General features: G+C 60.2%; 12 protein-coding genes. 2 read left to right on the top strand and 10 right to left on the bottom strand.

The features are described from left to right. Window positions 1-58: 58 nt before the first annotated feature. The 3 genes from HDF16_RS05935 to gcvH form a co-directional block, all read right to left on the bottom strand. Window positions 59-1,693, bottom strand: a complete 1,635-nt coding sequence (locus HDF16_RS05935; protein ID WP_184214509.1) for an inorganic phosphate transporter — start codon at window positions 1,691-1,693, stop codon at window positions 59-61. A 400-nt stretch (window positions 1,694-2,093) separates the two neighbouring features. Next, the gene (locus HDF16_RS05930) at window positions 2,094-2,444 is read right to left on the bottom strand and encodes a hypothetical protein (protein WP_184214507.1); all 351 of its coding nucleotides are present in this window, start codon (window positions 2,442-2,444) and stop codon (window positions 2,094-2,096) included. A 4-nt stretch (window positions 2,445-2,448) separates the two neighbouring features. Beyond that, window positions 2,449-2,838, bottom strand: a complete 390-nt coding sequence (gene gcvH, locus HDF16_RS05925; RefSeq protein ID WP_184214505.1) for a glycine cleavage system protein GcvH — start codon at window positions 2,836-2,838, stop codon at window positions 2,449-2,451. A 133-nt stretch (window positions 2,839-2,971) separates the two neighbouring features. Between gcvH and HDF16_RS05920 the strand changes: the two genes are divergently transcribed. Then, complete coding sequence (locus HDF16_RS05920; protein WP_184214503.1) at window positions 2,972-4,042, top strand: alpha/beta hydrolase; 1,071 nt, start codon at window positions 2,972-2,974, stop codon at window positions 4,040-4,042. A 20-nt stretch (window positions 4,043-4,062) separates the two neighbouring features. Here HDF16_RS05920 and HDF16_RS05915 read toward each other — a convergent pair whose 3' ends face one another. The 4 genes from HDF16_RS05915 to HDF16_RS05900 all read right to left on the bottom strand — a co-directional run bounded on the left by HDF16_RS05915 (window position 4,063) and on the right by HDF16_RS05900 (window position 6,932). Beyond that, window positions 4,063-4,467 (bottom strand): hypothetical protein, encoded by a 405-nt coding sequence (locus tag HDF16_RS05915; protein ID WP_184214501.1) that lies wholly within the window; start codon window positions 4,465-4,467, stop codon window positions 4,063-4,065. A 64-nt stretch (window positions 4,468-4,531) separates the two neighbouring features. Continuing rightward, entirely contained in the window at window positions 4,532-5,944 is a 1,413-nt protein-coding gene (locus tag HDF16_RS05910; RefSeq protein ID WP_221312560.1) for an MATE family efflux transporter, read from the bottom strand. A gap of 122 nt (window positions 5,945-6,066) precedes the next feature. Beyond that, window positions 6,067-6,492, bottom strand: coding sequence for a putative quinol monooxygenase (locus HDF16_RS05905; protein ID WP_184214498.1), 426 nt, complete (start codon window positions 6,490-6,492; stop codon window positions 6,067-6,069). Between the two features lie 65 nt (window positions 6,493-6,557). Continuing rightward, entirely contained in the window at window positions 6,558-6,932 is a 375-nt protein-coding gene (locus HDF16_RS05900) for a tautomerase family protein (protein WP_184214497.1), read from the bottom strand. Window positions 6,933-7,091: 159 nt separating this feature from the next. Between HDF16_RS05900 and HDF16_RS05895 the strand changes: the two genes are divergently transcribed. After that, on the top strand, window positions 7,092-7,655 hold the full coding sequence (locus tag HDF16_RS05895; RefSeq protein ID WP_184214496.1) for a TetR/AcrR family transcriptional regulator: 564 nt from the start codon (window positions 7,092-7,094) through the stop codon (window positions 7,653-7,655). A gap of 43 nt (window positions 7,656-7,698) precedes the next feature. On the opposite strand, the gene HDF16_RS05890 is transcribed toward HDF16_RS05895, so the two are convergent. Genes HDF16_RS05890 through HDF16_RS05880 form a run of 3 tightly spaced genes read right to left on the bottom strand, consistent with a single transcriptional unit; the run spans window position 7,699 to window position 9,838 of the window. Continuing rightward, window positions 7,699-8,931 (bottom strand): MFS transporter, encoded by a 1,233-nt coding sequence (locus tag HDF16_RS05890; RefSeq protein WP_184214495.1) that lies wholly within the window; start codon window positions 8,929-8,931, stop codon window positions 7,699-7,701. Beyond that, a complete protein-coding gene (locus tag HDF16_RS05885) occupies window positions 8,928-9,260 on the bottom strand; it encodes a hypothetical protein (RefSeq protein ID WP_246408782.1) in 333 nt (110 codons plus the stop codon). Before HDF16_RS05885 ends, HDF16_RS05890 begins: the two co-directional genes overlap by 4 nt. After that, on the bottom strand, window positions 9,257-9,838 hold the full coding sequence (locus HDF16_RS05880) for a cysteine hydrolase family protein (protein ID WP_184214494.1): 582 nt from the start codon (window positions 9,836-9,838) through the stop codon (window positions 9,257-9,259). The genes HDF16_RS05885 and HDF16_RS05880 overlap by 4 nt, the downstream gene beginning before the upstream one ends. Between the last annotated feature and the right edge of the window lie 9 nt (window positions 9,839-9,847).

Below are 9,847 nucleotides of genomic sequence, written 5' to 3'. Positions count from 1 at the left end.
GTCGGAAAAAGGAGAAGGCCCGCCGGAGCGGACCTTCTTTTCGTAACGGAGAGCTGCTTTAGCGAGCGATAGTGTTGAAGAGCCAGAAGAGGAGACCGGAGAGCAGCGCCGCCACCGGCAGGGTGAAGACCCATGCCAGGGCGATGTCGCGGAGGGTGGACATCTGGAGGCCGCTCTTGTTCGCAGCCATGGTTCCGGCGACGCCTGAGGAGAGGACGTGGGTAGTGGATACGGGCAGACCGTAGGTGTCGGCGGCGAGGATGGTGCACATCGCGACGAGTTCGGCAGAGGCGCCCTGGGCGTAGGTGAGGTGGGTCTTGCCGATTTTTTCGCCGACGGTGACGACGATGCGCTTCCAGCCGACCATGGTTCCAAGGCCGAGCGCGAGAGCGACGGCAACCTTGACCCAGCTGGGAATGAAGCGGGTGGAGGTGTCGAGGAACTTCTTGTAGTTGGTGATGATTTGCTTGTCGCCATCGTTGAACTTCGGCGCGCCGTCGGCCTTGCCGAGGATACGGAGGCTCTCGCTGGTGAGGTACATCTGGTTGCGGACGTTGGCCTGCATCTCGGCGGGAACCTTGCCGAGCGAGCCGTAGAGGCTGGCCTCGTTGCGGATATTGGTGACCATCTGTTCGATGGCGGGAAGGACGGCGGGCTCGAAGGTCTTCTTGGCGACGAACTTCTCGAGTTCCGGCTCAGCATCCTGGACGACGGCGTTGTGGTCGGCGTAGCTGTCGATGGTTCCGGCCATCTGGGTGGAGACGGCGGAGAAGGTCTGCATCTGCGCCGGGGTGACGGTGTGGTTGAGCGCGTAGGCGGTGGGAACGGTGCCGACGAGGATGAGCATGATGAGGCCCATGCCCTTCTGGCCATCGTTCGATCCGTGGGCGTAGGAGACGCCGCCACAGGTGAGGATGAGAAGGCAGCGAATGTAGAACGGCGGCGGCGCGGTGCCTTCCGGAGCCTTATAGAGCCGAGGATCGCGGGCGACGAGCTTGAAGAGGAAGAAGACCAAAGCAGCGCAGGCGAAGCCTACGAGCGGCGAGATGAGAAGCGCCTTGAAGACCTTCGTGACCTGTTCCCATTCAACGCCAGCGGTGCCACTATTGCCCTGCATGAGCTGGTTCGCGATGCCGACACCGATGATGGAGCCGATCATCGTGTGGGAGCTGGAAGCCGGGAGGCCGCGCCACCAGGTGGCGAGGTTCCAAAGGATGGCCGCGACGAGCAGGGCGAAGACCATCGAGAAGCCGGAGCCCTTGCTGACCTTGAGGATGAGCTCGACCGGCAGCAGCGTGATGATCGAGTAGGCGACGGCACCGGAGCTAAGAAGCACGCCGATGAAGTTCATGATGCCGGAGTAGACCACGGCGATGTGGGGCTCGAGCGAGTGGGTGTAGATGCAGGTGGCGACGGCGTTGGCGGTGTCATGGAAGCCGTTGACGAACTCGAATCCGAGGGCGATGAAGAGTGCGATACCCAGAAGAATGAAGGGGAAGACGCTGGCGCTATGGACGATGGACAGGTCATCGGAAAGCTTGCTGACAATGTAGCCGAGGCCGCAGACCAGCATCACCAGGAACACGATCATGCCGGCTTTGCCGGGCGAGGACTTTTTGAGTTTGGCGTCCAGAAGTGAGCCGGTGTGGGTCGGTTCGGCCGTCGTAGAGAAGCTGTGCGCGGGGGTTGCCATAGGTATGTGCCTTGTCAGTCGCTGAGATGTGCGGTGACTAGAACACTAGGGGGCTTTTGCGAATGGGGTGTTACGGGAGTGTGAAGAGTGACGCAAGTTACTTAAGAGGGATTGTGCAGGATTGAGCCGGTCGCGATCAATTCTTACAAAACTATTGCCGAATAAATGTCACCCTTAAAATGTTCCACGTGGAACATTTTGGCCTTTTGGCAAGCTCTTATCGACCCATCAATCGCCGAACTCGGATTTTCCCGCCGAACTCATACTTTTGCTCCGGCATCGTGAGCTATGGCCTAGGATCAACCGGTCAGAATCCGTGAAAAACAGGCAAAGTTGAGCTATCGCTTTTTTTGATCGTCTAGATGGGACGCAGTGCCTACTCTGAGCTTTGATCGGTCGTTTAGAACTCCCAGAATTCGTCTGCGAAGGAGAACTGGCCGGCTACCGGAACTTCTACATCCTCTTCGCGGAGGGAGGCGCGGATAATGATGCCGCTTTCGAACTCTATCTCGATGGCCTCGCCTTCTTCGAGGGTGGCGTTGGTGACGTCCTCGGTAAGAACGCCGCAGAGCATGTTGCGATATTCGGGCTCGCCGAAGGCGTAGGAACCCTCTTCGCGGAAGACGTCGGGCCAGGTGAAGAAGGTGACGGCGGGGCCGCCAACGGGTTCGCCGAAGTGGAGGATGAGGTGGTCCTGAATGAACTCGACGGAGGTGAGTTCGAGGCCGACGAGGGTGGTTAGGTCTGCCATGTCTCTAGTGGCCGGTCTCTTCGGCGGTGAAGGCTTCGTAGGCGGCAGCGTCAAGCAGGGCGTCGGCTTGCGCAGGGTCGGAGAGAGTGAGCTTCATAATCCAGGTGTTATTAGCGTCGGAGTTGATGGTCTCGGGCGCGGAGGTGACGGTCTCGTTGATCTCGGTGACGGTGCCGGAGACGGGAGCGAAGAGGTCGGAGACGCTCTTGACGGACTCGATGGAGCCGAAGGTCGCGCCGGACTCAAGGACGTCGCCGACCTTGGGGAGTTCGACGAAGACGATGTCACCCAGCGAGTTCTGGGCGTAGTCGGTGATACCGATGGTGCCGGTGGTGCCTTCAATGGCGAGCCACTCATGTTCCTTGGTGTACTTGTAGGTTTCGGGATACGCCATGATTTTTCTTCTCCGGTCTTGGTTCAGATTGATGTCTGCGAAACCCAGTATATCGGTATGTTGCTGTGGCGGTGCGACCTGTGCATCGATGGTGAGCGCATGGTATTGTGGGCCGATTGTTCAAGGGGGATGGATGGCGTGTCTGGGGCTTGGACGTGCAGTTACGGTTGCAGTGATGGCGGTTTGCGCGGGCGTCGCGATAGCGCAGCAGGCGGATGATCTTTCGCAGGTAAAGGACAGCAGCCGCATTGGGCCGGATGGAACGGCTTATGTGATGCGGGTGGTGCCGGTGCCGACGACGATTAGCCCGGAGGCGCAGAAGAGTTTGGCGCGGGTCGTGTCGGATGCGGTGGTGCCTTCGACGCTGGAGCAGCGGCGGACGGGGACGGACAAGTGGCAGAACGGCGCGGGTGAGGTGTCGAAGCAGATGTACCCGGCGAAGGTGGAGGAGTCGACGATTGCGGGCGTGCCGGTGCGGATTGTGACTCCGCTGACGATGAGCGCGGGCAAGGGTGACAAGGTGCTGATCAACCTGCATGGCGGCGGGTTCAACTCGGATTCGGGATCGCTGACGGAGACGATTCCGATTGCGAATTTGACGGGGATCAAGGTAGTGGCGGTGCTGTACCGGCTGGCTCCGGAGCATCCGTTTCCGGCAGGGTTGGACGATGCTGTGGCGGTTTATAAGGAGTTGCTGAAGACGTACAAGCCGAACCACATTGCGATCTATGGGACTTCGGCGGGGGCGATTCTTACGGCGGAGGTGACGGCGAAGTTGAAGCAGATGAAGCTGCCGATGCCTGCGGCTACGGGGATCTTTTCGGGGATGGGAGACTTCAGCAGGCTGGGGGATTCGTGGTCACTGTTTGCGCTGAACGGGTTCTCCGGACATCTCGATGCGCCGTCGGCCACGCCGCACGATGCGGAGTATGTCGGGACGACGGATCTGAAGGATACGGTGCTATCGCCGATCTATGGGGACTTGAGCGGGTTTCCGCCGACGCTGTTTGTGACTAGCGGAAGGGATTTACTGGTGAGTGGGACGACTACGCTGCACCGGGCTTATCTGCGGGCGGGCGTGGATGCTCGGCTGGTGGAGTTCGAGGCGCTGACTCATGCGTTCTGGAATGATCCGAAGCTGCCGGAGTCGAAGGAGGCGGATGAGGTTATGGCGAAGTTTTTTGTGGAGCGGCTGGGGAGGTAGTGGGTGTTTCAGTATCGAAATTAAACATCCGGTTCCGTGTGGAGATACGAACGGCTCTTGAAGACCGCCGCGGCGACTAGGAAGAAGCAAGTGACGCAGACGAAGAATCGTCGTTGGACGATCGGATTGAAAAATATCTCTCTATGCTGTTCATCGGTGATGAATCCCCAGACAGTTTCAAGTTTGCTGATGAGATAGCCGGAAATGAAAGCGGATAGCGTCTTTGAAAACTTCGCGAAGCGATCCACTTCTTTCGGGAAGGGGGCGACCAGGATGCCAGCACACCAACCGACCGCTGCTCCTAGGATTGCGTACAAAACTGCATAACTGTCTCGCCAAATACTTAGGACTAAGACGACACTTCCAAAAGACACCACCACCAACAACACCGTCAGAATCACGAGGGGCTTTTTCAAGATTTCCATCACGGAATCGTACTGCATGTTCGTAAAGCGGTCTTTTGAATTCTCGCCGTAGTTGCAGGAGAGGCTAAATTTTCTGCTTCGCCCATTTGCCTTGGCGGAAGAGGTAGAGCGAGATCAGGACGATCACCGACTGGGCGACGACGACGGAGGCGTAGACTCCGTTGACTTGGAGCGGAGAGTGCATGGCGAGGAACCAGGCCAGTGGGATCTCGACGATCCAGAAGCCGAAGAGGTTGACGTAGGTGGGCGTCAGCGTGTCTCCGGAGCCGTTGAAGGCTTGCAGCAGGACCATGCCGTAGGCGTAGGCGATGTTGCCGCAACTGAAGATGCGCAGGCAGGGAATGCCGGTGCGGAGGACTTCGGGGTCGGACGTAAAGAGGCCGAGGATGAAGGGCGCGAAGGCGATGAAGACCAGGCCGACGGAGCCGAGGAAGATCATGTTCCAGAGGCCGGTTCGCCAGACGGCGTTGCGGGCGCGGTCGGGATGCCCTGCGCCGAGGTTCTGGCCTACCAGCGTGGCGGCGGCGTTGCTAAGTCCCCATGAGGGCAGGATGGCGAAGATCACGATGCGGATGGCGATGGTGTAGGCGGCGAGCGCGGGCGCTCCGAAGAGACTGACGATGCGGACAAGGCCGATCCAACTGGCTTGTCCGATGAGGAATTGAATGATGCCCAGGGCGGAGACCTTGATGAGTCGCCAGAGCACGGTGGCGTTCAGGCGAAGGTGGCAGCCGAGGATGCAGAGACGTTCGGTGCCTCTGGCCAGGCGATAGAACTGGTAGAGGACACCGATGCCGCGGCCGGTGAAGGTGGCGAGCGCCGCGCCGGTGACTCCCATGCGCGGGATGGGGCCGAGGCCGAAGATGAGGATGGGATCGAGGATCAGGTTGAGGATGTTCGAGACCCAGAGCAGGCGCATGGCGATGGCGGCGTCGCCGGTGCCGCGGAAGATCGCGTTGTTGAGGAAGAGCAGAAGGACGACGCCGGAGCCGCCGAGCGCGATGCGGGTGTAGCCGCTGCCGGTGGCGACGAGGGCTGGTGAGGCTCCCATGGCGGCGAGAAGCTTGGGTGCGAGAAAGAAGAACGGCAGACCCATGACCACGGAGGCGATGAGGCCGAGAAAGATGGCCTGAACGGCAGAGATGGCTGCGCCGTCGGGGTCCTTTTCGCCGATGCGGCGGGCGACCATGGCGGTGGTGGACATGCCGAGCCCGATGCCGACGGAGAAGACGATGCTGAGGACGGACTCGGTGAGACCGACGGTGGCGATGGCGTTCGAGCCGAGGCGGCTGACCCAGAAGACGTCGACGACGGCGAAGAGGGACTCGAGCACCATCTCGAGCACCATGGGGATGGCGAGCAGGAGGATCGACCGGTTGAGGCTGCCGGTGGTGTAGTCCTGATGGCTGCCGCGCAGGGCCTCTTTGATGGACTGCCAGAGGGTGGGCTGCGGCTGGTGGATGATTTCAGAGCTCATGTCAGTTGGAGACATGGTACCCCGGACGGCTTGGGATGGAGCTCAAAAGAGTTACTTCGAGCCCCTTCAGTCGACCGGCTCATGAGTCGATCGACTGAAGGGGCTGCACGCTGATGGAACTATTAGCTGATCGACTTGCCGAAGAGGACGTTGAATTTTCCGAACAGGACATCAAGCCGATAGACGTGTGCCGGGTAGGCGAGCATCTCGTCGAGTTCTGCTGAGCGGAGGAAGTTCTGGCCGCCCGGACCGACGTTGTGTGCGTTCCGTGCAGCGACATCGGGGAAGGCCTCGAAGATTCCAAAGGTGGTCTCGGAGTAGCGAGTGCCGAACCATGGGCCGGTGCCGGGTTCCTGCTCGACACCAGCGAGGATGTCTTTGAGGAACTGTTCGACCTGGTCGCCTTTGCCTGGCTTGGCTTCGAGGTTGATGTAATAGGCTTTGCGTCCGGGAGTGTTGTCCTGACCGCTTGCGACCCAGCCGGGGTAGGTCTCGATTGCCGGGATGCTGGATGGGTTGGGGCCGGGTGTCTGGATGGTGTTGCTCATGTTCGTGTCTCCGTGTTGCGGGTTGTGGTGCATGGCGTGAGATTTGCGATGTGAAGGCGAATCAATTACCAGGGTTCGCCATTGCCGAAGGACCAGTCTTCGCGGTCGACGAAGACGAGGCTGATGAAGACGTCTTCGCGGCGGACGCTGAGGCGGCGGTTGAGTTCGTCGGCAATCTGGCGGAAGAAGGCGACCTTCTGCTCCTTGGTGTTTCCGACGGTGCTGGTTACCTGGATGATGATGAGGTCCGGCGTGCGCTTGATGTCGAGGAAGTTGGGATCGTAGACGAAGTTGTCTGGCTTGTGCTCGCCGATGACCATGAAGCGGTCGCCATCAGGTGCCTTGAGGACGCCGACGATTCCTTGGTAGACGACGTCGGCGACGGTGGCGCGATATTCGGAGGTTTTTCCTTGAGCTAGATCGATGCGTGCGAATGGCATATGAAACTCCTTGGGGTGGGGCGTTTGGTTTCGGTCAACCTACCGGCCACTTGGTCGGTTAGTGAGTAGACGCTACCTGCCACTTGGTAGATTCACGAATTCGGAATAAAATTTCTGAAGCTGCTCGTTGAACTTTGCGGGCAGCAGCGAGGCGATGCGATGAGTACGGATTCCCGTGAGAAGATTCTGACGGCCGCCAGGCTGGTTGCACAGGCGCATGGTTACAACGGACTCAACTTTCGCGATCTGGCGGAGGATGTGGGTATTCGTGCCGCGAGCATCTACCACCATTTTCCGAGCAAGGCGAGTCTCGCTGAGGCGGTGGCGAAGCGTTATTGGGAGGACTTCGCGGTTGTGCTGGAAGATCTCCTCGCGAAATCGCACGATCCGGTCGTTGCCTTGCGGCGTTATCCCGAGACGTTTCGCTGGGCGTTGGAGAACGAGAACCGGATGTGCCTGAGCGGATTTATGGCCGCCGAATACGACGACCTGCCGGAGACGGTGAGGAAAGAAGTCCAGACCTTTACGGATGTAAACGTTGCGTGGCTGAGTAAGGTTCTATCGGCCGCGAAGGTGGTGAGCGGCAAGAAGGTGGAACCGCGCGCTCGGGCCATATTCGCTGCTGTGGCTGGCGCGCAACTTCTGGCAAGGAGCCGAGCGGATATCACTGTTTACGACGCGGTGATCAACAGCTACCGGGCGGCTGGGCTTTTGCCGGAGTGAGGTTGTGGGGGGCATCGATGAGCGGAAGCCGGTCTCACAGGTGTCACCGTTGGGCAGGCTGCGACTCCGTCCTGCGGATCAGAACTCGGGCTCCGACCAGAGCGGCGATGAGAGCCGCCACGGCGGCGACACCGAGCGTGTAGCGAGGGCCGAAGTGATTGGCGACCCAGCCAAGGGCTGGAGCGCCGATGGTCATGCCGCCGAGTCCTGTGCCTACTCGGAGGGCCATCACTCTTCCTCGCATGGATGGCTCTGTCGCGAGCTGCATGATGCTGTTGGTGCCGTTGGCGAAGATCAATACTGCAGCTCCACTGACAGCGAGAGCTGCCGCGAACGACCAGTATCCGGGAGCGAATGCGCCGAGGGTGCATCCCAGCCCGAAGATGCCGGCTCCGGCGAGGAGAGAGGCTGGGCTCGCTCGCTTCTGGGCGGCGGCGAATAGCGCTCCTGAAAGAGTGCCCACGGCCATGATGGAGGAGAGCAGGCCGAAGCCGCGTGCGTCGGAGTGGAAGACGTTCACGGCCATGGTCGAGATGAAGATGGGAAAGTTGAAGCCAAAGGTGCCGATGAGAAGCAGCATGATGAGGATGGCACGCAGGTCCGGCTTCTCCCAGACATAACGAAGCCCCTCGCGAAATCCTGAAGCGCTGCGATGCGCTCTGGTGCTGGTGCGGAGTTCCGCGATACGGAAGAACGACATCGAGATGAGCACCGCCGCGAAGGAGAGGCCATTGAGAAGAAAGGCCCAGCCGATGCCTACCCCGGCAATGAGCAGACCGGCGATGGCAGGACCGATCATCTGGGCGGCGTTGAACGAGGATGAGTTCAATGCGACGGCGTTGGAGAGGTCCTCGTCGCCGACCATCTCTGCGACAAAGGTCTGTCGGACCGGAGCATCGAGCGCAGCAGCGGCGCCTGATAAGAAGGCGAAGACGTAGACGTGCCAGAGGCGGACGACTCCGGCGATGGTGAGGGCTCCGAGCATGAGCGCGAGGACGCCCATCGTGGCCTGGGTGAGCATGACGAGTTTGCGTTGATTGAGGCGGTCCGCGGCCGATCCCGTCCATGGAAGGAAGAGAAGCTGCGGGGCGAACTGAAGGCCCATCACGATGCCGAGGGCGGACGCATCGTGATGAGTCAGTTGCGTGAGCACGAGCCAGTCCTGGGCGACGCGCTGGATCCAGGTGCCGGTGTTCGAGATCAGGCAGCCGATCATCCATAAGCGGAAGTTGAAGCTCTTGAGGGAGCGGAAGGTGCCGGATACTCGATTCTTCATGGCCGCGGCGAGGTGGTGCCTCCGTGGAACTGTCCGAAGTGGCGTGCCGCAAAGAGGCTGATGAGCAGCGCGCCTAGAGCGAACGTGAGGATGTGGCTTCTCGTCCGCAGATCGAAAGAGCCAGCGTGCGCGAGAAGCAGGTAGGCGACCACCGCGTTGAAGAATCCCCAGACGACGTTGACCGTTGAAGAGGAGAGACCTATACCAGATGGCTTGGCGAAGGGAGTCTGGAAGGGACGCCCCATCGTTCCAGCGACAAAATGGGGAATGGCGTTCGCAGAGAAGACGCCACCAAAGAAACATGCAACAAGCGGAAGCCAGGTCATCATGCGTTGTTCCTTTCTCCCGACAGGCTTTCGAGCAGCCAGAGGATCTCTTTCGTCGATCCGGTTTCGCCGAGGCGAGGGAAGACGTTTGTGAGGCTGTGCTGGTGCGCTTCCTCGCGCAGGTCGGTCATTGCGTCGATGGCGAGGGTCACGTTGAATCCCTGCTCGTAGGCCTGTCGGGCGGTCGCTTCAACGCCTACCGATGTTGCGACTCCGGTCACAACGATCTGGGTCACGCCTCGGCTTTTGAGCTGTTGCTCAAGGTCTGTGGTCGCGAAGGCTCCCCAGCTTCGCTTGGTGACGACGATATCGTTCGGTTGCTGATCCAGTTCTGGCAGAAGGTCGGTCCAATCTACGGCGAACGGCACGCTGCTGCGCGGACCTTGTTCCGTGCGGCCCGGTGCTCGGCCTGCAACGTTCACCAGGACGACGGTGAGGTTCTTTGCGCGGAAGGCGCTTAGAAGCTTGCGTGTCCGGTCGATGACCGCGGTGATGGAAGGAAGGGAGTCCGCGTTGGCGATGCCTTTCTGCAGGTCAATGACGATCAACGCGGTGTTTGGATCGAGCTTCGTTAGCGGCAAGAGTTTTCT

It is taken from the genome of Granulicella aggregans (assembly GCF_014203275.1).
GTDB lineage: Bacteria > Acidobacteriota > Terriglobia > Terriglobales > Acidobacteriaceae > Edaphobacter.
The sequence above is the reverse complement of the archived record's forward strand: the minus strand, read 5'-3'. Positions and strand labels throughout refer to the sequence as shown.